We start from the raw sequence: 24874 nt of genomic DNA, 5'->3' as shown, positions 1-24874 counted from the left end.
GCCTAAAAAAATCCAGCAGATTACCTCAGCCAAGCAGATCGCAAAGCGGAAAAAATTATTTTAAATGAATTAAGCAAAGCGCACCCCAAATTTGGTTTTCTGATGGAAGAGTCAGAAGAAATCACTGGAGAAGATTCACAACACCGTTTTATTGTTGACCCTTTGAGATGGCACCACAAATTTTCTCCATGGCATTCCTTTTTTGCTGTTTCCATTGCCTTAGAAAGCCAAGGAAAAATCGTTGCTGGTGTCATTTACAATCCCGTGAGTGATGAACTCTTCACCGCAGAACGCGGGTATGGTGCTTTTTTCAATAACCGACGCTGTCGCGTTTCTGCTCGACGCAGACTGGAAGATTGTGTCATTGCCACGGGAATGCCTCATTTTGGTCGCCCAAATCATGGAACCTATCTTATTGAATTACGCAATATAATGATGGAAGTTGCCGGACTTCACCGTTTTGGTGCTGCTGCTCTTGATTTAGCTTATGTTGCTTCTGGCAGAACCGATAGCTTTTGGGAAGATAACCTGCAAATTTGGGATATGGCTGCTGGAATACTGATGGTTCGTGAAGCCGGTGGTTTTGTCACCGATAAAGAAGGCGGCAGCGATATATTTCGCAAAAAAAATATCATCACAACAAAACGCCCCAAGAAGCAACAACGACATCAGAAGCCAACATTCTCCCCTACTTCTCTTAAGAAATCACCGCCTACACAGCAAAAAAGATTGACTATAATTTAAAATATCCCCTCTCTGCTAAGGGCTATCACATATGCCTCTCATAGTTTTCACCTCTACATGACAACAGAAATTTTAGCAAATCCATTGATTTATACAGCCATTCCCCCCCCTTCATTTAACCATTATCTCAGATAGTCTATGAAATACTCTCGAGATTTATAGTAACAAAAATCTTTGTTTTCCAAAATTGCTTTCTGCATTTCACTTGCAAGCTGCTCTTTATCTTTTTCAACAACCTCTTTCAGCGCCTTTACCTTCTCATTACCGAAGATAATTTTTAATTTTTCTTTTAACTTTTTTTCCTCAACAAGCTTCTCCCAAAAGATCAATCGGTTATCGCATTTCTCATTTGATGATTTCATCCACTCTTTAACGCCTAATTTGTAAGCTTCTTCAAATGTTGGATTCCCTTCAACAATGGAAAGCTTTTTTGCTCTATTTGTGTCATTCTCTTTACAAGTATTGATTACATCTCTAACTGTGACAGAATGGCAACCATTATCAAAGGCAACATAGCCTTTTTTCACTGTTTTAATAAGCTTCTTATAGTAAATGAAAGTTTCTCTTGCCTCCTTATAATCACTGGAAATATCACACAACAACAACAACACATTCTTTTTACAATATAATAATAAAGTACACTCACCAGACCAAGATTCCGAAAGCTTTAGCATTTTCTCTATCTCTTTGTGTTCTATACTTATAGATATGTTGTCCCACAAAGTATCTGTAAATTTTTTCTTTTCATCCTCCCCTGTAAAGTTTTCCTTTTGGTGCTGTTTGCATTCAGCTGTAATCATATCATCAAGAACATATAACCACCAATGAAGTAATAACATCGTAGGTTGACTCCGTTTTTTGTTCGTAAGAGGATCTACAAACTTTTGCAGAGTTATTCCATTCTTGCTCATTAATCGCACTGCTTTTACAAAAAATTTCCTAAAATATGAGGTATCCAAGAGACTACATATTTTTTTGTAATGTTCATAAGTAAGTTTTTTTCCAAGTGCTTGCTTGTACAATAAACGCACTTTGTGATCCCCTCGAACACAAATATCCTTTACCAATGGAAGCCGATCTCCACTGAATTTCATATCTTCCCTAGGATTTTTTATCCCCAGTACGTCTCTTTCCCATAGCCTTACTCCCTCATCCCATTGTTTCAACCATTCCTGCGATATTTTTTGAGTTTTTTTAACAAGCCTTTGTTCCCCTTGTGCAATAATATCTTGATATCCAGCGCATTCTTGCTCTTTTTGCTCAAGTCGTTCAGTCAATTGAAGACACTTCTGTTCCCCTTGTGCAATAATATCTTGATATCCAGCGCATTCTTGCTCTTTTCGCTCAAGTCGTTCAGTCAATTGAAGACACTTCTGTTCCCCTTGTGCAATAATATCTTGATATCCAGCGCATTCTTGCTCTTTTCGCTCAAGTTGTTCAGTCAATTGAAGACACTTCTGTTCCCCTTGTGCAATAATAGCTTGATATCCAGCGCAATCTTGCTCTTTTTGCTCAAGTTGGTCAGTCAATTGAAGACACTTCTGTTCCCATTGTGCAATAATATCTTGATGTCCAGCGCAATCTTGCTCTTTTCGCTCAAGTTGGTCAGTCAATTGAAGACACTTCTGTTCCCATTGTGCAATAATATCTTGATATCCAGCGCACTCTTGCGCTTTTTGCTCAAGTTGATCAGTCAATTGAAGACACTTATATGCCCCTTGTGCAATAATATCTTGATATCCAACGCACTCTTGCTTTTTTTTCTCAAGTTGTTCAGTCAATTGAAGACATTTCTGTTCCCCTTGAGCAATAATATCTTGATATCCAGCGCACTCTTGCTCTTTTTGCTCAAGTTGTTTAGTTAAATGCTTGTTCTGATAAATTGCCAATGCAAGCATTAAGCTTCCCCCACAACACACTATCATTGCCAAACCGAACAAAAAATCCACTGAGTATCCCGAATACCACGACTTCCCCATCCATATGATGCAGAAAATCATAACGCCGCATCTTACACTCCCACATTTTTTCCCCCATTTCCAAATGACCTTAATTATAGCTATTATGAAAGCTATTGCCAATTTTATGTCTTCTTCCATTCTTGCTCTCTTTTATTCCCACCAATATTTAACGCAGCTCTTTTATCGATCTCTCGATATTGTATCATTGTGTGTACATCTGATTTGAAAATAACTACATATTATATTTTAATAAAAACAATACACAAAATATAGATATTTTTCTGGTAAAATAAAACAATTTGTATTTAATTGTACTGCTCTAATGATTTATGTACTTTAAAGAAAAGCCTTATAAGCCCTCAAAATGCATGATCCATGAAATATTGATTTTCAAAGTAATAAAAACCTTAACTCAACCAAACAGCAAAACAAACTGCGTGCTTTGTTCGCACTGTTTTATAACATCAATAAAAAGCGCCTCTGCCTATTTAGCAGTTCTTCTTTAAGTAGCCCAGCACCATCATACTCTTATGCCAGCGCCCCCCGTTGTGATAGCCCTTGAAACTTGAGACGATTCATAAAGAGGACTTATTCTTTCTTTAAGTGTTTTTACTTCACGCGAGCTCTCTCTGCTTGCAGCATGCAAGAGACATGGTTTTGACTAATGCAACATAACCAAATTTGAAACGAGAAATTCCATGTAAGATCTCTCATGAAAAACAATGAGTTATCCTTATAAATCAACGTGAAGATACTGTTATAAAGAGAGCTCTCCCCTTAATTATTCATAGAGATTAACGTGGCATCGTTTTACATTCTATACACAGAAGTGTCTTTATAAAAATGTCAGGCAGAAAAAAGAACAGCCCGTTAAAAAAGAAAAACACCTCAATGCTTGCCTTTCTTTTTTCCATGAGAGTTTCAAATTGATAAGCCTGTCTGAAAAGAATACTGTTTATGCCCTTAAAGATACTGCTCTTGTATCAAGATCACTTACTCAGATGAAAATTGCAGTTGAGCCAAATGCGCATAAACATTATTTTTTATAATGAGTTGTGTGTTCCTTCTTCCACAAAAGCGCCTTTATCTATCACGAGAATACGATTAGCTTTTAAAATTGTTGCCAAACGATGTGCAATGACCAGGATTTAGGATTTTGTATCAATCCTTCTAAGGTATCTTGCACCAACTTTTCACTGTTTGCATCTAAAGAAAATGTTGCTTAATCAAATAGTAATACTTTGATTTATAATAATAATTCATTGTCTTGTATGTTGAATGAGAATCCCGAATACCGTAGGATTCTCTCATTTCAAACCATGTTTCATGGTGAACCAACCAAAACCATGCCTTTTGCACGTACCAAGCGGGGAAAGCCCGCGTGAATAAAAAACTATTAAGAAAGAACTTAAAATGCCTATAATAAATTATCTCAAGTGCCAAGGGCTGTAGCAACATCCACGAGTTGGCAAATATAATGACGGTGCCGGCTTGCAACAAGAGGGCTGCATTTCTTAAAATCGCCAGTGCAATACCAATGCGTTGTTTTTGCCCCCCAGAAAGCATAGTACCACGTTCTTCTACTTGCGTATCCAAGCCATCTGGTAAAGCTTGAATAAATTCAAATACATTGGCAGCTTTAGAAGCGGCAAAAATTTCCTCTCCATGGGTATGTTCAGTTCCAAAAAAAGAAGAAAAGTTTGCAATTATTTTATTTCAAGTCTTTATACTCTAGGGAAGAAAGGATTTATGCATATATTCAAAATGATTTTTTAATTTAAAAAACGCAACCACAATGATTTATAAGTGTTTAAGACCCATCTGTTTATGTCGGATGCGTTTTTGAATTAATATTTAAAGTGCACTCTTTGATAGGATCAAAAACTCATCGTTTGCAATCGATTTGTTTAAAACCCTTGTACCCCATAAAGAGGAGGCTTTTACATGCCAATATTACCAAAACGATTTTTGAATTTAGAAAGACGACCACCACGATCTACAAGCGTTTGGGAGCCACCTGTCCATGCCGGATGCGTTCTTGGATCAATATCTAGATTAAGAGTATCGCCTTCTTTTCCCCAAGTAGAGCGCGTCGTATATTGGGTTCCATCCGTCATAACAACGGTAATTTTATGATAATTGGGGTGAATATTCGCTTTCATGCGTCAAACCTTTTGCGTTTATAGAATGAAATAGCACTTGCTTGTTTTTTTAAGTGCACTTCCTTTGTCTTTTTGATACATTGATTAAAGTATTTATTCCTATAACTGAGCACGCATCAAAAAACAAGTGTTCAAGATACATCATTGTATCAAGTGTTACAAATCCAATACAGTGAGCAAAATTTTATGACATTACGTTCTCGTTCAGAAAAATCGACAAAGTCTTCCCCTAAAAAATCTTCATTCTCTTCGCTTGCAATTTTTGTTCCCTATATTTTGCGCTATCGTTGGTTGTTTATCTTTGCTTTTCTAGCATTATCTGTTGCTGCTCTTGTCACATTAGCTTTGCCTGTGGCTATCCGCCAAATGTTTGATCATGGGTTTTCTACTTCAAGCCATGGACATATTAATTTTTACTTTGGAATTTTGTTTATCTTAGCCTTGTTTCTCGCATTTGCTTCAGCAGCCCGTTATTACTGTGTTATCACCTTAGGAGAACGGATTGTTGCCGATTTACGGCGTGATGTGTTTGTCCATATTATGAAACTTTCTCCTGCTTTTTTTGATCGATCACATTCAGGAGAGATTGTTTCAAGGCTTCTAACAGATACCACACAAATAAAATTAGCTGTGGGCTCTACCGCCTCTACCGCATTGCGTCAGCTGATTATCGTGATCGGAGCCGTCGTGATGATGGTGATCACCAATGCTAAATTGTCTTTGTTGGTTTTAGCGGCTATTCCTGTTGTGGCCATTCCCTTGGTAGTCTTTGGACGTAAAGTTCGCTCTCGTACCCGCGCGGCGCAAGATCGTCTCGCAGATGCCAATGCTGTTGCTACAGAGCAGGTAAGTGCTATTCGCACTGTGCAAGCTTTTACCGCTGAAAAACTCGTTACAATACGTTTTTCACAATTGATAGAACGTGCTTTTCAAACAGCACGTGCTTCTGTAATCTTGCGCTCCTTTTTTACGGGGTTTGCAATTTTTTTGGTTTTTAGCAGTGTGGTTGCTGTTTTATGGATTGGATCGCGTGATGTTTTGAATGGAACGATGACAGGAGGGACATTAGGGCAATTTGTCCTTTATGCGGTTTTTGGAGCTTCTACTTTTGCGCAATTATCGGAACTGGGAGCAGAATTAATCCAAGCAGCAGGCGCTGCTGAACGGCTTGCCGAATTGTTACAAGAACAACCTACTATTGTAGCTCCTAAAAATGCTTTATCATTAGAGCAACCTGTTCGAGGTGAACTTGTTTTTGATCAGGTTGATTTTACCTATCCTTCTAGACCACAAGAGAAGGTTTTACGCTCGCTTTCATTTTCTGTAAAAGCAGGCGAAACGGTTGCTTTTGTTGGGGCTTCCGGAGCAGGAAAAAGCAGCATTTTTTCTTTGATCCTTCGTTTTTATGATCCAACAAATGGAACAATTCGGTTGGATGGCATAGAAATTAATCGCCTTTCTTTACAAGATTTACGCAGTGCAATTTCCTATGTTCCACAAGATGTTGCTATTTTTGATGGAACATTGCGTGATAATATTATTTTTGGAACTGAAAATACCCATGAAGAAGAAATCCTTGCTGCTGCTAAAACGGCTAATGCACTTGAATTTATTCAAGCTTTACCAGATGGCTTGGATACGCAAGTAGGAGAACGCGGTACCATGCTTTCTGGGGGACAAAAACAACGCATTGGTATTGCGCGGGCAATTTTAAGAAATGCACCCCTGTTGCTGCTTGATGAAGCAACATCTGCTTTAGATGCAAACAGTGAAAAGTTGGTGCAAGACGCCTTAGAAGGGTTGATGCAAAACCGCACAACCTTGGTCATTGCACATCGTTTGGCAACAATTTTAAAAGCAGATCGCATTCTTGTTATGGATAAAGGCGCCCTTGTGGAAGAAGGAACCCATGCCGAACTTGTGGCAAAAAATGGCGTTTATGCTTACCTCGCAAAATTGCAATTTTCACCCGAATAAGTAATCTTGATACAAGAGCAATATCTTTAAGGGCATAAACAGCACTTTTTTCAGACAGGCTTATCAATTTAAATCTCTCATGGAAAAAAGAAAAGCAAGCATTGAGATGTTTTTCTTTTTTAACGGGCTGTTCTTTTTTCTGCGCAAGATGGAGTATTTTTATAAAGACACTTCTGTGTACAGAATATAAAATAATACCCAGTTAAATCTCTATGGGCTATTAAGATGTGCAAGGAGTTCTCTTCATAACAGCACTGTCACGTTGATTTATAATGACAATTCATTGTTTTTCATGAAAGATCATGAATACCATAGGATTTTCTCATGTCAAACCCTCATAGTGAGTCAAACAAAATCTCTTGGCTTGCTCATCACAAGCAGAGTTGGCGTGTGAAGTGAAACGGTACAAGAAAGGAATAAAATACCTCTCTTGCCCCTTTACGTTCTAAGGGCTGTCAAAACATTGGGGCGCTGACAAAAGAGTATACGCTGGCAAAGAGTATAATGGTGCTCGCTTGCTGAAACCCTTACGCGGCTCACTTGATAGGCTCTAGGGACACAAGCACTACCCTAAAGACTGACCACACTCTTTAAAAAAACTGAATATGAAAATTTTTTCATGCCCTCTCTCACCGCTCTAAACAATAGTGTTTACCGAAAATCATGACAAATTGTAATTCACAAATACGCTTCTCTCTATTGCAAGAATATCCTTTTATTCTCTTTCAAACACACGAACACTTTTTGAATATTGTTTGCAGATTCATATTATTGAAAAAGAGCAAAGACTTTTTTAGCACTTTTGGGCTTCTTATAACTTTGTGAGAGCACATGAGCAACAGCTTTTATAATAAACCGGCTTTTGGCAAAATTGTAAAATTTTATCAAATTTATTGTTTGTAAATATCACCACGATCACTGTTCTGCTCTTGCAGACACCGCAACCTCAAAACACCGTTCTCTTTGCTCATAAATTGTCTCTCCAGCTCTCTCTTTCAGGCATAGCCCATAAAAATAAGGATAGAGTACTTCGATTGAACACCATCTTCTCACCCCCTCCAAGCCCCATATATTTTACAGCCCTCAACTTTATAGCACCCCCTATCATGCTTTAAGAAGGCACATTAACGATGATAAGAACATATACAAAGAAGATATATCTTTAGGGTATTTATGTTTAAAAGCTTGCACTAAATCATAATTTTTTTGTATAGCGAGCCAAGCATATGCAGAACTGACACCCTAACCATTTCAAACCATTCAACTGTTTCAGGAACAGATAAGCCAAGTTCTACGATTATATCTTCAACCACGAATTCACCGAAGTACGGAGGATTTTCATCATTTTTTAGCGCTCCCTCTTCAGTGATCCTCTCGATAATTAACTCATTCAGCATCTATACCAGAAAAGCGAAATATTACATGCTAATTTTCCTTTACATTCATTAGCCAAGCCCCCTCAAAATGACCTTTTAGTGAATAGAGCTAAAAGGATAAGTCTTCAAAACCATTTGGTGAGATAGCTATATCAAGAGCACCTAAAATACGCCTTAGTTTCTAAGATAGGCAACTTCCCCCCTTTATCGTATCAGTCTTGTAGAACTTTAAACCCTTTATCTTCAAATCAAAAAATCATAATTGGATTATATTGCATAAAGATGCTTTTTCTCATTTTTCCATTTAACACACGATAAGTTACCATTTAGGCACGATGAGAAGCTTGCCCTTTATATCATGATTTCAGAACCGCATGAGAAGAATAAAAGATGATGTGGCTTAATAAGAGAGTTTGTTCATAAGCCGTTTGGGTGTCTCAAGGTCAAGGATGCCGTTAGGCGCACCGCCCTTGTAAAGGGTTGCCTTGAGGCTTAAGGACCCAAGGCTTGTTAGTCCCTTCATTAAAAGCGGGTTTGATGTTATGATTTTGGAGAGCGATTATTAAGAATTTGAGAGGCAGACAGCCTCTCATTTTTATTTGTATGCAAACGAATTGCACTCTATTTATTCAGGGAGAATAAGAACATACCCAGGAGGTGCTAAACGGAATAAGAGAGCGTCGTAACCCCACATAGCATACATGCAGCAAATAGAAAAAACGCCTTCACCAATTGCTAAGATTAATGTGAGCGATATACCGGCTTCATCTGCTGTTGCTTCGCGGCGTTGTAAGTAGTATCCGACAAAAAAGAAAAAGCACGCTAATCCACTCGCACCCGAAAAGAAGCTTAGTACGGCATGAACCGGTCCACGTATGTTGAACAGGATAAGAAAAATTGTGAAAGTAAATACTGTAAAGATCCCTTCGAATACCCCACGCACCATATTGCACAATTTTCGCATCATAATTGCAGAAAAGCTCTGTTCTGCGTATCGATTTTTTCTTTTGATGCTTGTATTCTTAGAAGATATACTGTTATTTTTAGAAGATATACCGTCCACAACTCCCCCCGTTTTAAGCCAAGATGCTATGAAGTTAGACATTTGTAATTATATCATCAAAAAATACAAGAAAAATTTATCCATTTTAATGAAAAAATAGGTGTTTTATTGAGGTGCAAATCTATTTTCTTTCGCAAGAGTTATTCAATTCGCTCGTTAATAGAAAAACTACCCCCATTGAAGAGGAAGCTATCCTGACGTAGAGAAGCTTCATAAGCTGTATTCCAATCCGCTCAGAAATCGCAACTTTCTAATCTACCCGCTTAATCCACCTTTGAAACTGCAATCAAATGAATTCTGCCGATGACAAGTAATGATAACATGAAAAAGAAAAAATATCACAATATCAAACTCTTCAATACAGTATGAGCTTTATGATTTTCACTCAAAAAGCAAGTGCCCACCCATGAACGACACCATACTAAAGTGCTGTGCACTCACAAATTTCCTAGCATTATCTCCCCTTCTCGAAATTGCACCTCTCCCGCAATCTTATCTCTCGATAGCACCCATTAAAGACTTTTAAAAGGTCCAAGGAAAAAACTCTCTGAGAAAGCTTTCAAGCCTAAAATGCCCCCGCCATTCTTATCATGATGAGGGCACCTAAAATCACGCAGAAACATGCAAAATCTCCCCGCATTTAAGAACAGAGCTTGTGCTTCAATCGCACGCTTTTTCTTGTTCTTTTGTCCATTGTCCCAAAGCCGCAAGATGGTTCATCCGAGCGCGATGACGAAATGCCTTCTGTGCAACAGCAATATTTTCATCTTTTCCTGCCCATGCTTTTAAGGCAGCTGCTTGCAATGCGCGTCCATAGGAAAAGGTCAATTTCCAAGGCAATACGCCCAAAGAATTCATAGCAGATAAATGCGCCGTTGCTTCCTGATCAGACTGCCCTCCAGAAAGAAAAGCAATTCCGGGAACAGCGGCAGGAACAGTCTGTTTAAGCACTTGGACGGTCTTTTCAGCAACTTCTTCAACAGAAGCCTTGCGTGCATCCTTTCCATCAATCACCATATTGGGCTTTAAAATCATCCCCTCCAAAAGAACACGAGCTTCAAACAATTCTTTAAAGACAGCCTGCAAAACAGTGCGTGTCACCTCAAAGCAGCGTGTAATTGAATGCCCACACGATGATCCATCCATCAACACTTCCGGCTCAACAATGGGCACAATATTGAACTCCTGACATAAGGCAGCATAGCGTGCAAGAGCTTGTGCATTTTGTCTTATGGCGCCTCTTGTTGGCAAAGTGTATTCATCAATAGCAATTACCGCACGCCATTTAGCAAAACGTGCTCCCAAAGCATAATAATCTTTTAGCCGCTCACGAAGACCATCCAACCCTTCGGTAATTGTTTCTTGGGGAAAAGCAGCCAAGGGTTTTGCACCGGTATCAACTTTAATCCCTGGCAAAGCGCCTGAATCCCGAATAAGATCCGTCAACATTTTCCCAGTTGATGCTTTTTGCCGAATGGTTTCATCAAATAAAATAACCCCAGAGATGGCGTTTTCCATCGCTTCTTTTGTACTAAAAAGCATTTCACGATAAGCACGGCGCTTATCTTCATTGGATTCAACACCAATGCTTTCAAAACGCTTTCCAATGGTCGCCGTACTTTCATCTGCCGCCAAAATACCTTTACCCGCATGCACCAAAGCAAGTGCAATATCTTCAAGCCGTTCATTCATAAAAAATTCCTCTTATTTTGTCTTAATTTCTAAAAATGCGCAACACTATCAAAACACTCTACACGACCGTATAGTTTTTCTTTAACCTTCCCCTTCAAAGAAGCCCTTTAAGCCTGCATAAGGGCAAGAATACCAGGAAGAACCTTACCTTCCATCCATTCCAAAAAAGCTCCTCCAGCAGTTGAGAGATAAGTAAAATCATTGGCAACACCGGCATGATTAAGGGCAAAAACCGTATCGCCCCCTCCCGCAATTGAAACCAACTTTCCCGTCAAACTACGTTCTGCTGCATGGCGTGCAACGGCAATGGTTCCCTTATCAAAGGGAGGCATCTCAAAAACACCAAGGGGTCCATTCCACACAAGAGTAGCAGCTTCATCTATCGCAGCATTGATATGCGCAATAGAGCGCGTCCCAATATCCAATATCATGCCATCTTGTGGAATATCTTCAATGTCATAAAGACGATGCGGTGCATCTTTTTCAAAACGAAATCCCACAACAGCATCCTGAGGGAGCAGAAGCGTACAGTGACACTCTCGCGCTTTTTTAATAATTTTTTTTATCGTTTCCATCAATGCATGTTCACACAGTGATTTCCCTACATGGATACCTTGCGCTGCTAAAAAACTGTTAGCCATCCCCCCACCAATAATTAAGGAGTCAACTTTTTCCACCAAATGATTGAGCACAAAAAGCTTACTAGAAACCTTTGCTCCTCCCACAAGGGCAACCACAGGACGTGCTGGATTGCCAAGTCCTTTTTCTAATGCCTGCAATTCACCTTGCAAAGAGCGTCCTGCATAAGAAGGCAACAAATGCGTTATTCCCTCCACCGAAGCATGGGCACGATGAGAAACTGAAAAAGCATCATTGACATAGAGATCTCCATTATGAGCCAAAGCTTCTGCAAAAGAACAATCATTCTTTTCTTCACCAGCATAAAAACGAACATTTTCAAGCAGTAAAACACCACCATTTTGTAATGACTCAACTGCAACCTGCACCGCCGAACCGATACAGTCAGGAGCAAAAGCAACCGGCTGATTAATGATCTTTTCCAGCACTTGCACAACAGGACGGAGTGAAAACTCTTGCTCTACCTTTCCTTTGGGGCGACCACAATGAGAAAGCAGAATAAGTTTAGCACCACGCTTTTGTAGCTCAACGAGTGTCTCTTTATGTCGTACAAGACGCGTCTCATCGCATACCTTACCTTGCGCCATAGGAACATTAAAATCTACGCGCACCAGAACACGTTTACCCAAAACATCAACATCATCAAGTGTACGAAACCCCATCACTGCTTCCTCTTCACTTTCCATTGTTTCAAATAAAAACGCATCCAACAACCCTGCCCACTTTTCTTTCCACTTATCCCCCCCTCTTTGCTTTTACAAGAGATCCACGACAGCCCATCTCTCACCCTCTGTTTGAAAAGCCAAAGCTTTTATCGTCAAATGTACAAAAGCCCACCATTGCTCTTAATCTTCATATTCCATTGTGGCAAACAAATGCATTGGCTCAACTTGATCTCTATTAAAGCTTCCTTTTACTTCTAGGAAAAAGAGTTTACATCTCCTGTTTTCTAACGTTTTCTCAAAGGGTATCTCGTTCAGATCTTACTTTTTAAAGTTTACTCTTTCATTCATCTTTTAAAAGCACGTATTGACACAGTATTAAAACAAAATACATCATCAATGTTTCAATAGCCTCTTCTCTCTAGCGCATGAGAACAACAGCCTCTATCTGTTTTTCTCAAAATTGCACAAAAATGAGACTTTTCCCTATAAAAAGAGGACCCTGAGGTCCTCTTATATTGTCTTAGCAAAAGCCACTGCCGTATCACTCATACGGTTAGAAAAGCCCCATTCATTATCATACCAAACCAGAACGCGACAGAGCTTACCATCAATCACTTTGGTTTGATCATTGTGGAAAATAGCTGAATGAGGATTATGATTAAAATCACAACTCACGAGTTTCTCTTCTGTAGTGTCCAAAACGCCCTTCAAGGAACCTTGTGCAGCAGTAGCAATAGCTGTATTAATTTCTTCGATTGTTGTGGAACGCTTAGCGATAAATGTCAAATCAACCACAGAAACATTAGGGGTCGGAACACGAATCGATACACCATCAAGCAATCCCTTTAATTCTGGTAAGACCAATCCCACAGCTTTTGCCGCTCCTGTTGAGGTAGGAATCATAGAAAGAGCTGCCGCACGTGCACGATAAAGGTCCCGATGCATTGTATCCAACACAGGTTGATCACCCGTATAAGAATGGATTGTTGTCATAAAGCCCTTTTCAATGCCCACCGTGTTGTGTAAAACTTGTGCAACAGGCGCCAAACAATTGGTTGTACAAGAAGCATTTGAAACAACGCGATGCTCGCTGCTTAAAGATTGATGATTAACCCCATAGACAACCGTAAGATCTGCTCCTTCAGAAGGCGCAGAAATAAGAACACGCTTTGCCCCCGCATCTAAATGAGCACTTGCTTTATCACGCGCAGTAAAAATGCCCGTACATTCCAAAGCAATATCGATATCCAAATCTTTCCAAGGCAATTGAGCAGGATCACGCTCTGCGCATACCTTTATTAAACCACCTCCCACATCAATAGCATCCCCTACCACCTTAACGATCCCAGGGAAACGCCCATGAACTGAATCATAGCGTAATAAATGGGCATTTGTTTCCACCGATCCCAAATCATTAATTGCAACCACTTCAATATCTTGTCGTCCACTTTCCACAAGCGCACGTAAAATATTGCGACCAATACGACCAAACCCATTAATTGCAACACGAACTGTCATTTCACATGTTTCCTCATCAATTTTTAAAAGCACAACATTTAAAACACAATAAATGGGTATTTCACCAATCCAAAATCATTAATTCCCACAATGTCAATATCTTGATCACTCACTCACTTATCCACAATAATGCACAAGATCATCCACAGCACTGCACAGAATATGATGCCCTACAATCACCCCATTCATGACAACACAAGCTGTCACTTTGTCTTTTCCTCTTTGATCTTTTCCAGCTCTTTTTCAACGGTGGCAACGACATTTTCCCAAGTAATACCAAAATGCGCATAAAGGGCATCAATTGTTCCACTTGCCCCAAAGCCCTCCATACCAATAAACACACCATCACAGCCAATAAAACGATCCCATCCTTGGGCGACAGCAGCTTCAATGGCAATTTTAATCGGTGCATCTCCAATGAGAGCACGCTGATAGGAGAGAGATTGTTGAGAAAAAAGTTCAAAACAAGGCACAGAAACCACACGCGTTGGGATGCCTTTTTCTTCTAACACTGCATGTGCCTCCACTGCAATTTGCAATTCTGAACCAGAAGCAAACAGCGTCACTTGTGCATCATCGCTAGCTGTTAGAAATTCATAAGCACCAAGCATACAGAGATTTTCTTCTTCATACTCTTGACGCAAAAGCGGTAGATTTTGTCGACTTAAAGCCAAGGTAGAAGGCGTCCCGCATGCTTTCAAAGCCAATTGCCAACACTCGACTGTCTCCATAGCATCTGCAGGACGGAACACAAAATGATTAGGCATTGCACGCAGGCAAGCCAAATGCTCTACGGGTTGATGGGTCGGACCATCCTCACCAAGACCAATAGAATCATGAGTCATGACATAAATCACCCGCAACCCCATGAGAGAAGACAAACGCATAGCAGGACGCATATAATCAGAAAAGCATAAAAAGGTTCCCCCATAAGGAATAAAGCCGCCATAAAGGGCAAGACCATTCATCACAGCTCCCATTGCATGTTCGCGAATTCCATAATGCAGATAGCGCCCTGAAAAATCTTCAGCAGAGATACTTTTCATCTGGCTACTTTTTGTATTATTAGATCCGGTTAAATCAGCCGAACCACCAATAGTCTCAACAACGACTTCATTGATCACTTCAAGAGCCATTTCCGAAGCTTTACGCGTAGCAACAACGGGGCGCTCTTCAACCAATTTCTGTTTATAAGTATCAATAGCGCCATCAAATCCGCCCACGAGATCGCCCCGCATCAATCTTTCAAACTCCACACGCTCTGAGACAGGAAGATCAGCAAATTTTTCTTCCCATTTTTGGCGTTTTTTAGCAGCATTGAGACTAGCCAAGCGCCAATTATCGAGAATATCGGCTGGAATAACGAAAGGCTCAGCATCCCACCCTAACGCGATACGGGTTTCAGTGATTTCTCGTGCGCCCAAAGGGGCTCCGTGAACTTTATTGGTACCCGCTTTATTGGGTGCTCCAAAGCCAATTGTTGTTTTACAAGCGATCAAAGTTGGTTTATCGGAATTTTGTGCCGCCTCAATAGCCCGCGCAATTGCAGCTTGATCATGCCCATTGACTTTATGTGTCTCCCAACCAGATGCCTTAAAACGCGCAATCTGATCTGTACTGTCAGCAAGGGAAATCTCTCCATCGATAGAAATATTATTATCGTCCCACAACACAATAAGCTTATTGAGTTTCAAATGACCAGCAAGGGAAAGTGCTTCTTGAGATATCCCTTCCATAAGGCATCCATCGCCCACCAACGCATAAGTGTAATGGTTGATAAGATCACCAAAACGGGCATTTTGCAAACGTTCCCCAAGCGCCATCCCCACGGCATTCGCCAACCCTTGTCCGAGAGGACCAGTCGTTGTTTCGATTCCCGCCACATGCCCATATTCTGGATGCCCAGCAAGCTTTGCTCCTAATTGGCGAAAGTTTTTGAGATCTTCAATGCCAATATCTTCATAACCAGAAAGATACAAGAGAGCATAAAGCAACATAGACCCATGTCCTGCTGATAACACAAAACGATCACGGTTAGGCCAGCGAGGTTTTTTGGGGTCATGAGCAAGGAATCTTGTATAAAGAACCGTAGCAATATCGGCTGCTCCCATTGGCAAGCCCGGATGACCAGAATTTGCTTTTTCAATCGCATCAATAGCAAGAAAACGGATAGCATTGGCCATCTGATTCTGTTGGTGGGTGTTTGTCATGAATACTCGACCATTTCGTTAAATACGTTATTCTGTTGCTTTTTCCGTATTCTCTTAAAATTCTCCAAGAAATACTATTTTCTAACCATTAGCGTGAGACTTTTTGCCACCACTTCAATAATATTAATAACATTCCCCTCACGCGTTCTGTATATCCATGTCATTTATGCCAATACGCGCAAAAAATCCAGCTTTTAATTTATATCTATCCCCTGCTTTGCTTGCTAAAATATCCTACATACTTAAAAATAAAATGCATACAACACAAGAGTGAAAGTGATTCGTTTTTGCATAACACATTGATAAAGGATACAATTACCCAAAGGATAAAAGCAATGAACCAAGAGACTACAGTTCTACAAGATGCTTTAGAGCACCTAGAAAAGGCACTTAGAACTTTAGAGATCACCATAATAAACCGCAATGCCGTTATTGATAAAAATAACGAATGGGAAGAAGAAATCCAACGAATGAATGCTGACCGCAGCCATCTTGCCCAAGCGCTTGACAAAGCTGAAGCCCAAATTGAACGCTTAGAGTCCGTAAACAAAGAAGTTTCCAAACGTCTTATTAAAGCAATGGAAACAATTCGTGTTGTCATTGATAGATAAAGGTTTGAATGTATGGAAACTGTTTCCGTTACCATTGATGGTAAAGTTTATCGCATGGCTTGTGACAAAGGACAAGAACGTCGTCTTATTGCGCTTGCTGCTCAATTGGATCAATATATCACACATTTAAAGAACAATTTTGGTGAAATTGGCGACCATCGTTTATCGGTTATGGCTGGCATAATGATTATTGATGAAATGGAAGAAATAAAACGAGAAAATAAAAAATTACAAGAAGACTACAATACTCTTTTACGACTCCACAACGAAAGAGACCGCACCATGGGGAAAATTATGCGTGACACCACACAACGCATTGAAAATCTCACAAACCAATTGCTCAAAGATGATCAAAACCGCACAAACCTTCAAGAACAAGAACAGGAACAGGAAGATTTCTAAAAAGTACATCAGCGCATAATAAACCAGAGATTTGACTTGTCCGCCACATCTCACAGGATAAAAATTCTTAAACCCACACCAGTGTGTAAACAGTCTGGTTTTTTATAGGAAGGATTCCAGCTACTCACGACTTATGGGATTAACTTAAACCTCAACAAGAAAGCCCTACCCTGAATATTTCACCTCCGCACAAACGCTTCCTACATCAAGGAGACTGCCTTATATCACCACATTTCAAATGAGATGTCTTTTAACCGCGCAATAAGATAACAAAATCAACATCATTGTAAAAAAATCATATAAATGACAACAGCAACAAACAAATAAAGCACCCTTCGAAAAAAAGAGCTATATTCATGTTCCCTATGAATGCATGCCCAAAAATCCTTGCCCCTTAGATAATATCAAGCAGATTCAATATATATTAAAAAATAACCTTATCTATTATACCGTAAAACACCGCTATTTGATACTATAAGCACCATGGAGTCTTTGCACCTGAGATGTCCATCCGATGAAACCCACCGAAAAGAACCGTATCATTTATAAACCAGCGTGAATTAAGTATTTTCATCCTTTAGAGCAAGAAAAAAGTCAAAACCGAAGAGTATGTTAATCTCATACAACCTCAAACATCATAAACAACAATAATAGCTCTTGAAAACATCCTCTACCGCTATTTTTATCCTTATAACAAATAATCCATATTCCTCTCCCCACCACCCAAAATCTCCAAGCTTAATAAAAGAGCAAGTCGGCACCATCATTATAACCAGCCCTCAATATTGCGACAGCCCCCTTGGCTCTTAAAACGGTTCATAAGAATTATGCCTTTCTTGTACAATTTTTACCCACATGTCCCACCCGCTTGTGACGTACAAGCAAAGAGTTATAATTAACAAAACATAAATAAATTTAAGAGAATCTTACGGAATTCGGGGTTCTAATTCAAGTTTAATAACGATAAATTATCATTATAAATCAATATGTTGCAAATGCTTCGACAAAGCATATTTTAAAAACACATTCACCCATCACTTTTTCTCATAACATACCAGTACGATTTTTTAGGCACATAATTTTAATTTTATTCAATTCTGTTTGCAAAAGTTTAAAATGGGAAAAATTTCAAGGCTCTTATCCAAAAAGCGAAAGAATGAACTCTCATTATCAATAAACATCTCGCTCGTATAAACATCAATAAAGCAATCCCCAATCTGTCTCAATGAAATAAAAGGGGGGCTCCCATTAAATGCCTACCGTAAAAGCAGTTTCCTCAGAACTAAAAAAAAATCAACAGACAACATCACCGCATCTGCTTCCATCCCCAAACTGGACGACCTAATGCAACACCTTGCTATCTTACGATAGGAGATAAAAGAATAATGGGTCTATGGAGGCATTCACAAGAAGCGCACACCCGTTGTTTTTAAAGCCTGTTCAAAGGCGCATGAAAAAACACCATGCGTAAACGGCTCAAATCCCTTTCGTTCCATCTTGAGAGACAGAAGCAATACGCAAGAGATTTGTCGCACCGGGCGTTCCAAGAGGAACACCGGCTGTTACAAGGAAACGATCCCCTCCTTGGCAAAAGCCTTCCTGAAATGCAATGGCTGCTGCTCGATCAACCATATCTTCTAAATTGCGAGCATCTTGCGTGACCACACAATGAAGCCCCCAAACTAAAGCCAAACGCCTTGCTGTTTCCACAATGGGCGATAAAGCAATAATCGGTCTATTAGGGCGTTCACGAGAGGCGCGCACCCCCGTTGTTCCTGAAGCCGTATAGGCAACGATAGCGGATAGAGCAAGTGTTTCAGCAATCTGACGCGCAGCAAGAGAAATCGCATCCGTTCCTGTTGATTCTGGTGCTGGATGTTGTGCTCCAACCTGAGCGGCATAAGTGTGATCCTGTTCGATTTGTCGCGCGATTCGGTCCATCATAAGCACAGCTTCTTCAGGATAACGACCAGAAGCAGATTCAGCAGACAACATCACCGCATCTGTTCCTGCATAAACTGCTGTAGCAACATCCGACACTTCTGCGCGTGTGGGAACAGGAGATGTGATCATTGATTCGAGCATTTGTGTTGCCACCACAACCGGTTTTCCAGCTAAACGACAAGCTTTTATCAACTCCATCTGAAGTGCAGGGACCTTTTCCAGAGGCATTTCCACACCGAGATCACCCCGTGCAATCATAATACCATCGGAAATTTCAATAATCTTCTCTATATGCTCCAAGGCTTGAGGCTTTTCGATTTTAGCCATCAAAGACACCTTACTTTTCGTCAACTGACGCACCGCCATAATATCTTCTGGACGTTGAATAAAAGAAAGAGCAACCCAATCAACAGGCTGCTGTAAAAGAGCCTGAAGATCCTCCTTATCTTTTGACGTCATCGAATCAAAAGGCAAAATTGTATCGGGAAAACTCACACCTTTTCGATCAGAAATACGGGTACCAGCAACCACGCGGCACTGAACAAAGTGATCATCACATACTTGCGCGCGCAGTTCCACCCTTCCATCATCAATCAACAACCGGTCCCCTGGTTTAACAGCCGCAAATACATCCTCATGAGGGAAAAAAACACGCTGCGCATCGCCAAGAACATCGCGATTATCTAATGTAAAGCTTTGCCCAACACGCAAATCTTCTTGCCCCTTAGCAAAACGCCCCACACGCAGTTTTGGCCCCTGAAGATCCACCAAAATACCAATGGGGCGTCGAACTGTTTTTTCAACTTCTCGTATAGACTCGACCAAATCACCCAGCATATCACGATCAGTATGGCTCATATTAAGACGAAAAACGTCTGCTCCTGCCCTAAAAAGCTTCTCAATCATCAAACGAGAAAAAGAAGAAGGACCAAGAGTCGCAATAATTTTTACTTTACGTGCACGTTTCACGGTGGAGAATTTCCTGAAAGAGAAGGTATAACTGAATTGTTTAACAAAGACTCATCCGTCAACTGTACCATCCAACTGGTTTGATTTCCGGTATCGATCTCTTTAAATTCAGCCTTTTGATATCCTCGAGGGAAACAATCATGAACCCCTTGAATAGTAAATTGGCTATCTTGCACACACATGGTCACAGAGCCTGCCCAGTTCCCTTTTTTTTGTGCCCCTTCCGCATAAAAATAATAAAACCGTGAAGCAAGGGGCCCCTCAATTAAAGTTTTACATTCCGTCACTGGTACCGTCCACCAGCCTTCGCTCACCCACCCTGAAAATGTACGATATCCAAGAGCAACCCCTACAGACTGTTGGGTTGTATTACAAACTCTAAAGTCAGCTTTTGCAAAAACAACAAGGGGAAACAAGAGCAAAATGCTCAAGAGAAAAACTTTTAATCCTTTCTGAAACACCCAATATCGCTTTTTTAAAATCACAAAACTTCCTCTATAATGCCAAATTCTCAAAACAAATTACACATTTCTTTTTTTAAAGCTTTTCAAATCTAAAACGTATATTTTTATATTTTTCTTTTTATAGCCCTTTTATCAATGCATATATCTTAAAAATTTTACAAAATATTTAAAGTCAATTTGTAAAAAAGCTGTGTAGCTTGATTTACTTTTTGTTTTCAAGCTTTTTTAACATAAATTCGTCGTCGAAAAACAACTTAAAATATATAACTTGGAGAAAAATACAATGAACGATACAGTAACCGATCAAACACACGCTATATCCGTAAACCAATTACGCTCTTTTATCGAACGTATTGAACGACTAGAAGAAGAGAAAAAAACCATTTCTGATGATATTAAAGACGTTTACACTGAACTTAAAGGCTCTGGTTTTGATAGTAAAGCTGTTCGAAGCATTATACGGCTGCGTAAAAAAGAAGAGCATGAAAGAATGGAAGAAGAAGCAATCATTGAACTTTATAAAAATGCGCTTGGTATGAATTAAAACCATTGATAACATTGGAAATTTTCTTAAGAAAAGAAAATACAAATGGCAAAAAATAAATGAATGTATAAAAATTTCACCCAACAATAAGCCGTTTGTGTAACTTGTAACGAGACTATCGGTCACAGAATACACAATATTGCAACAGCCCTCACATTTAAAAGGATTTATACAGAGAATTTTTATTCTTGTTCTTCAATAATTTTTATCCACATAAACCCTCACTTGTATGCCAACCTATGCCAACTCAGTTTGTGATGTGCAAGAGAGGTGTTTTTATGATTAAACATCAATAAATTTGAAATGAGAAAGTCTTCCGATATTGAGGACTCTCTTCAAATTGAAAAAAATGAATTATGATGATAAATCAATTTATTATCTACGCAAAGAAACATATGAAAGCGGTCAGCCGTTGAAATCCGCTAAACGAGAGTCTGAACTGTTTACAAAAGAAGAGGTGGTTAAGGATCTTCGTCTTTTAGGATAGGGAAAAGTGCAGCATATTTACACATTTGATAAAAAGACCCTTAACAAAACTTTATTCGAATCTATTAACGGACTCATAAAGATCATTGATTCGAGAGGTTAGAATGTGATCTCTCCATTTTCCAGAAATCATCAAATAGTCTTTGGCATAGCCTTCTTTTTCAAAATGAAGGCGTTTTAATAAACGTTCGCTTTTTATGTTCTCAGGTCTATAATTTGCCATCACTCTATGCAGATGATAAACATGAAAGATATGGCGTATTAGAGCCGATAAACTCTCAAACATGAGACCTTTGCCTTGTTATTTTTCATCAAGAGAAAAACCAAGATGACAGGCTTGAAAAACACCCCGAACCACATTTGTAAAATTCACAACACCGATGACTGTGTTTTCATTTTTTAATCGTACAGCATATCGGTATGCTTGTCCCTGTGCGCTTTCATAAGCAAATGCATTGGCTCGTGTTTCCCAAGCTGTTAGGCTGTGGTAACCATCAGATCTAACAGGTTCAAAAGGACGCAGATGATTCGCATTACGGAGGAAATAAGAAGACAGTTCAGCTGCATCTTCTAAACTGATCAATGTGGAAATTGTTCGCTTTGTTTTAATTGCCATCATTTTCTCCTCCTAGAAATGTTGCAATAACACGTTGATTTATCTTAACAAATCATCATTTTTAAACTTAAATTATAACATCAAATACAGTAAGCTTTCCTCATCACAACACTTCTTACGTTAGAATTAATGAGGATCATTTGCTTTTCCATCATAAGCGGGGGTGGTATGTTTAAAGCATAAGGTAAAGACAAGGGCATGTTTCTTATGAATGCTCTCAAATTCCAAGGGGCGCTATAGCAACACTAAGAGCGAGCAAAATATGCAATGGAACTGGCATATTTCCATATACGAAATTTTGAAAAAACTCACGGCAAAGGTAGTTTTGTTTCTTTGCCTTGTAAGCTCAGAGCATGTTTGTTTTGCGCTATCATATCACTGTCCCCCCATATACAAATCCTAATGACCATCGCCTTGAGATGCTATATGTTACAGTGCAATCTAAAAAGTCTCTGCCATAACTCGTCAACAACACTGTTCCCGCTAAATCAGCCACAAACTCTTGTAACAAATTAAAGAAAAGCGATGATGCAATACGAATTAAAATGTTTAGATATTAATATCTGAAACATTACCGTGAACACGCTTCCATTTCTTCGCGTAAAATTTCAAGTTCTAACCATTCTTCTTCTTTTTGTGTGCAAGTATTTTTCTTTTTTTCCAACGTTGTTGATAAACGCTCAAAACGCTCTTTATCACTGCGATAAAGGGCTGGATCAGAGAGTTCTTGCTCAATTTTTTTGATTTCGTCCTGTAAAACAGCAATTTCTTCAGGCAATTTTTCCAATGCATAAACCTGCTTATAAGACAATTTACTTCGTGTTTTTTTCTCCCGCCCTATCAAGCGATCATCTGTTGATGTATCCTGTTTTGAAAGCTCTCCCGCATGAGATTTTGAAGGTGCTTTACGCTGCGATAATTCTGTTCTTTTGCGTTGTAAGCGAAGAGCATGCTGGTTCTGCGCCATCATATCACTATAGCCGCCCGCATACAAAACCCAATGACCATCACCTTGAGGTGCCAACATATGCGTTACAGTACGATCTAAAAAGTCTCTGTCATGGCTGACCAACAATACTGTCCCCGCAAAATCAGCAATAAATTCTTGCAACAAATCCAAAGTTTCCATATCCAAATCATTGGTCGGTTCATCAAGAATCAAAAAGTTTGCAGGACGAGAAAGAAGTCGTGCAAGCATGAGGCGTGCTCTTTCTCCCCCTGAAAATTCTTTAAGGGGAGTGCGAGCTTGTTCCGGTAAAAATAAAAAGTCTTTCATATAAGAAACGACATGCCGCTCCAGCCCATTGATCACAAGAGTATCACCTCTTCCTCCCGTTAAATAATGCGCTAAAGTTTCTTCTTCATTTAAAATACGTTGCTGATCAAGCAATGCCATAGAGAGGTTATAGCCATGCCTCACCGTTCCACTATCCACGGCTTCTTGCCCAATTAATGCAGAAAGGAGCGTTGTCTTTCCGATTCCATTGGGTCCTACCAAACCGATTCGATCACCCCGCTGAATGCGCAAAGAGAAATCTTTCACGATAATGCGATCACCATAGGATTTTGAAATTTTCTTTGCTTCAAGCACCAATTGCCCAGAATCATGACTTTTTGCTGCTGTCAAAAGTGCATTTCCTGGCTGCCCTTTATAGGTTTGATGACGCTGTCTTAAGTCTTTTAATTCGCCTAAGCGCCGTACATTACGCTTACGCCGTGCGCTCACGCCATAACGCAACCATTGCTCTTCACGAGCAATTTGGCGCCCCAATTTATGCTGTTCGATGGCTTCTTCTTCCAGTGCTTTATCACGCCAATTTTCAAACTCAGAAAAACGCTTTTCCAGTCTTTTGGTTGTGCCACGATCAAGCCATACCGTTGACCGTGTAACATTTTCTAAAAATCGTCGATCATGGGAAATCACCACAATCGCTGAACGCAAAGAAGCCAAAACAGCTTCCAGCCATTCAATAGTTGGTAAATCAAGATGATTGGTTGGTTCATCTAAGAACAAAATATCGGGTTTTGCAGCAATGGCCCGTAACAATGAAACACGCCGCTTTTCGCCTCCCGAAAGCGTTTCCAATTTTTCCGTCCCAGAAAACCCTAAATTTGTGCGAAGCGTATTAATCCACTGAACATCAGATATATCATCCAGCCCCGCTTCCATATAAGCATTAATATCTTCAAATCCTGAACAATCCGGATTTTGTGAGACATAACGGAGCATTACTCGCGGGTGGCGAAAAATTTCGCCACCATGAGGTTCTAATATTCCTGCGGCAATTTTTAATAAGGTCGACTTTCCACAACCATTACGGCCAACCAACGCAATACGCGCCCCCTGCTCAACCGATAAAGAAGCTTGATTGAGCAAAGGCGTTTTTCCAAAATTTAAGAAAATGCGGTCAAGCCGCAAAAGCGGCACCGCCATTAACGAACGCGGCGCGGACAAGGTGCTTTATACATCACCCCTCTTGCATCACGGTAAGCACACAATTGCCGTACAGGAACTCTTTGTCTACAAGGTGCTTGGTAAACATGCCCTCTACGACCACGATACGTGCACAATTGTGATGCCTGTCTTTGTTGTTTTCTTTGATTTGCAGCTGCACCTGTTACTGTTCCAGCCAAAGCACCAAATGCTGCACCGGTAAGTGCTGCTCCAGGCGTACTTCCAGCAATAGCAGTTCCAGCCAAAGCACCGATTGCTGCTCCTCCTACGCCGTAACGTGCAACGCGTTCATCATTTGTAGTACAAGCGACTGAACTGAAACCAATGGCTGCAACAACGGCCACTTTAAAAATTGATTTTAACATATCAAAACCTT

The 24874-nt window shown here is 39.9% G+C and carries 17 protein-coding genes and 4 pseudogenes; 5 read left to right on the top strand and 16 right to left on the bottom strand.

What is annotated here, in order from left to right; all coding sequences use genetic code 11:
- Positions 1-21: 21 nt before the first annotated feature.
- Positions 22-744: pseudogene (locus tag ACFIMP_RS03930) on the top strand (inositol monophosphatase family protein); the annotation flags it as partial.
- A 122-nt stretch (positions 745-866) separates the two neighbouring features.
- Here ACFIMP_RS03930 and ACFIMP_RS03925 read toward each other — a convergent pair.
- The 5 genes and pseudogenes from ACFIMP_RS03925 to rpmE form a co-directional block, all read right to left on the bottom strand.
- Entirely contained in the window at positions 867-2642 is a 1776-nt protein-coding gene (locus tag ACFIMP_RS03925) for a coiled-coil domain-containing protein (RefSeq protein ID WP_375686016.1), read from the bottom strand.
- Positions 2602-2769, bottom strand: coding sequence for a hypothetical protein (locus ACFIMP_RS03920; protein WP_273790483.1), 168 nt, complete (start codon positions 2767-2769; stop codon positions 2602-2604). The genes ACFIMP_RS03925 and ACFIMP_RS03920 overlap by 41 nt, the downstream gene beginning before the upstream one ends.
- A gap of 929 nt (positions 2770-3698) precedes the next feature.
- Positions 3699-3927 (bottom strand): annotated as a pseudogene (locus ACFIMP_RS03915) (ABC transporter); the annotation flags it as partial.
- Positions 3928-4151: 224 nt separating this feature from the next.
- Positions 4152-4391, bottom strand: a pseudogene (locus ACFIMP_RS03910) (ATP-binding cassette domain-containing protein); the annotation flags it as partial.
- A 254-nt stretch (positions 4392-4645) separates the two neighbouring features.
- The gene (gene rpmE / locus ACFIMP_RS03905; RefSeq protein WP_005774581.1) at positions 4646-4867 is read right to left on the bottom strand and encodes a 50S ribosomal protein L31; all 222 of its coding nucleotides are present in this window, start codon (positions 4865-4867) and stop codon (positions 4646-4648) included.
- Between the two features lie 186 nt (positions 4868-5053).
- Between rpmE and ACFIMP_RS03900 the strand changes: the two genes are divergently transcribed.
- Positions 5054-6844: an ABC transporter transmembrane domain-containing protein gene (locus ACFIMP_RS03900; RefSeq protein ID WP_375686015.1), complete on the top strand. Its 1791-nt coding sequence runs from the start codon at positions 5054-5056 to the stop codon at positions 6842-6844.
- Positions 6845-8034: 1190 nt separating this feature from the next.
- Here the strand turns inward: ACFIMP_RS03900 and ACFIMP_RS03895 are convergent.
- The 6 genes from ACFIMP_RS03895 to tkt form a co-directional block, all read right to left on the bottom strand.
- Positions 8035-8157, bottom strand: a complete 123-nt coding sequence (locus tag ACFIMP_RS03895; RefSeq protein ID WP_375628678.1) for a hypothetical protein — start codon at positions 8155-8157, stop codon at positions 8035-8037.
- Positions 8158-8845: 688 nt separating this feature from the next.
- Complete coding sequence (locus ACFIMP_RS03890; protein ID WP_375686014.1) at positions 8846-9283, bottom strand: hypothetical protein; 438 nt, start codon at positions 9281-9283, stop codon at positions 8846-8848.
- A gap of 660 nt (positions 9284-9943) precedes the next feature.
- Positions 9944-10975 carry a class I fructose-bisphosphate aldolase gene (locus ACFIMP_RS03885; RefSeq protein ID WP_375662196.1) on the bottom strand — a complete coding sequence of 344 codons (1032 nt, stop codon included), beginning with the start codon at positions 10973-10975 and terminating at the stop codon, positions 9944-9946.
- Between the two features lie 107 nt (positions 10976-11082).
- Complete coding sequence (locus tag ACFIMP_RS03880) at positions 11083-12276, bottom strand: phosphoglycerate kinase (RefSeq protein WP_375632092.1); 1194 nt, start codon at positions 12274-12276, stop codon at positions 11083-11085.
- A 513-nt stretch (positions 12277-12789) separates the two neighbouring features.
- Positions 12790-13797: a type I glyceraldehyde-3-phosphate dehydrogenase gene (gene gap, locus ACFIMP_RS03875; protein ID WP_375613190.1), complete on the bottom strand. Its 1008-nt coding sequence runs from the start codon at positions 13795-13797 to the stop codon at positions 12790-12792.
- 203 nt (positions 13798-14000) lie between these two features.
- A complete protein-coding gene (gene tkt / locus ACFIMP_RS03870; RefSeq protein ID WP_375611738.1) occupies positions 14001-16007 on the bottom strand; it encodes a transketolase in 2007 nt (668 codons plus the stop codon).
- Positions 16008-16342: 335 nt separating this feature from the next.
- Between tkt and ACFIMP_RS03865 the strand changes: the two genes are divergently transcribed.
- Positions 16343-16618, top strand: a complete 276-nt coding sequence (locus ACFIMP_RS03865; protein WP_005774573.1) for a DUF4164 domain-containing protein — start codon at positions 16343-16345, stop codon at positions 16616-16618.
- A gap of 12 nt (positions 16619-16630) precedes the next feature.
- Positions 16631-17020 carry a cell division protein ZapA gene (locus ACFIMP_RS03860; RefSeq protein ID WP_375613188.1) on the top strand — a complete coding sequence of 130 codons (390 nt, stop codon included), beginning with the start codon at positions 16631-16633 and terminating at the stop codon, positions 17018-17020.
- Between the two features lie 1476 nt (positions 17021-18496).
- Here the strand turns inward: ACFIMP_RS03860 and pyk are convergent.
- Positions 18497-19933, bottom strand: coding sequence for a pyruvate kinase (gene pyk, locus ACFIMP_RS03855; RefSeq protein ID WP_375686013.1), 1437 nt, complete (start codon positions 19931-19933; stop codon positions 18497-18499).
- Positions 19930-20418 carry a DUF1036 domain-containing protein gene (locus tag ACFIMP_RS03850; RefSeq protein WP_273790491.1) on the bottom strand — a complete coding sequence of 163 codons (489 nt, stop codon included), beginning with the start codon at positions 20416-20418 and terminating at the stop codon, positions 19930-19932. The genes pyk and ACFIMP_RS03850 overlap by 4 nt, the downstream gene beginning before the upstream one ends.
- Positions 20419-20680: 262 nt before the next feature.
- Between ACFIMP_RS03850 and ACFIMP_RS03845 the strand changes: the two genes are divergently transcribed.
- Positions 20681-20941 carry a DUF2312 domain-containing protein gene (locus ACFIMP_RS03845; protein ID WP_005774567.1) on the top strand — a complete coding sequence of 87 codons (261 nt, stop codon included), beginning with the start codon at positions 20681-20683 and terminating at the stop codon, positions 20939-20941.
- Positions 20942-21479: 538 nt separating this feature from the next.
- On the opposite strand, the pseudogene rimJ reads toward ACFIMP_RS03845, so the two are convergent.
- The 3 genes and pseudogenes from rimJ to ACFIMP_RS03830 all read right to left on the bottom strand — a co-directional run bounded on the left by rimJ (position 21480) and on the right by ACFIMP_RS03830 (position 24863).
- Positions 21480-22043 (bottom strand): annotated as a pseudogene (gene rimJ, locus ACFIMP_RS03840) (ribosomal protein S5-alanine N-acetyltransferase).
- A gap of 571 nt (positions 22044-22614) precedes the next feature.
- Positions 22615-24477: an ABC-F family ATP-binding cassette domain-containing protein gene (locus ACFIMP_RS03835; RefSeq protein WP_375686038.1), complete on the bottom strand. Its 1863-nt coding sequence runs from the start codon at positions 24475-24477 to the stop codon at positions 22615-22617.
- The gene (locus tag ACFIMP_RS03830) at positions 24477-24863 is read right to left on the bottom strand and encodes a YMGG-like glycine zipper-containing protein (protein ID WP_375671762.1); all 387 of its coding nucleotides are present in this window, start codon (positions 24861-24863) and stop codon (positions 24477-24479) included. Before ACFIMP_RS03830 ends, ACFIMP_RS03835 begins: the two co-directional genes overlap by 1 nt.
- Positions 24864-24874: the final 11 nt, after the last annotated feature.

This window comes from Bartonella sp. AP65SXKL, from assembly GCF_042195725.1.
In the GTDB taxonomy this organism is placed as follows: Bacteria; Pseudomonadota; Alphaproteobacteria; order Rhizobiales; family Rhizobiaceae; genus Bartonella.
Note: the sequence above shows the minus strand (reverse complement) of the source record. Positions and strands in the feature narration are given on the sequence as shown.

Excerpts from the sequence above, each read along its gene's own strand:
- ACFIMP_RS03925 (WP_375686016.1), bottom strand. The coding sequence starts at position 2,642 with ATGCTTGCATTGGCAATTTATCAGAACAAGCATTTAACTAAACAACTT.
- ACFIMP_RS03920 (WP_273790483.1), bottom strand. The coding sequence starts at position 2,769 with ATGTGGGAGTGTAAGATGCGGCGTTATGATTTTCTGCATCATATGGAT.
- rpmE (WP_005774581.1), bottom strand. The coding sequence starts at position 4,867 with ATGAAAGCGAATATTCACCCCAATTATCATAAAATTACCGTTGTTATG.
- ACFIMP_RS03900 (WP_375686015.1), top strand. The coding sequence starts at position 5,054 with ATGACATTACGTTCTCGTTCAGAAAAATCGACAAAGTCTTCCCCTAAA.
- ACFIMP_RS03885 (WP_375662196.1), bottom strand. The coding sequence starts at position 10,975 with ATGAATGAACGGCTTGAAGATATTGCACTTGCTTTGGTGCATGCGGGT.
- ACFIMP_RS03880 (WP_375632092.1), bottom strand. The coding sequence starts at position 12,276 with ATGGGGTTTCGTACACTTGATGATGTTGATGTTTTGGGTAAACGTGTT.
- gap (WP_375613190.1), bottom strand. The coding sequence starts at position 13,797 with ATGACAGTTCGTGTTGCAATTAATGGGTTTGGTCGTATTGGTCGCAAT.
- tkt (WP_375611738.1), bottom strand. The coding sequence starts at position 16,007 with ATGACAAACACCCACCAACAGAATCAGATGGCCAATGCTATCCGTTTT.
- ACFIMP_RS03865 (WP_005774573.1), top strand. The coding sequence starts at position 16,343 with ATGAACCAAGAGACTACAGTTCTACAAGATGCTTTAGAGCACCTAGAA.
- ACFIMP_RS03860 (WP_375613188.1), top strand. The coding sequence starts at position 16,631 with ATGGAAACTGTTTCCGTTACCATTGATGGTAAAGTTTATCGCATGGCT.
- ACFIMP_RS03845 (WP_005774567.1), top strand. The coding sequence starts at position 20,681 with ATGAACGATACAGTAACCGATCAAACACACGCTATATCCGTAAACCAA.
- ACFIMP_RS03835 (WP_375686038.1), bottom strand. The coding sequence starts at position 24,477 with ATGGCGGTGCCGCTTTTGCGGCTTGACCGCATTTTCTTAAATTTTGGA.
- ACFIMP_RS03830 (WP_375671762.1), bottom strand. The coding sequence starts at position 24,863 with ATGTTAAAATCAATTTTTAAAGTGGCCGTTGTTGCAGCCATTGGTTTC.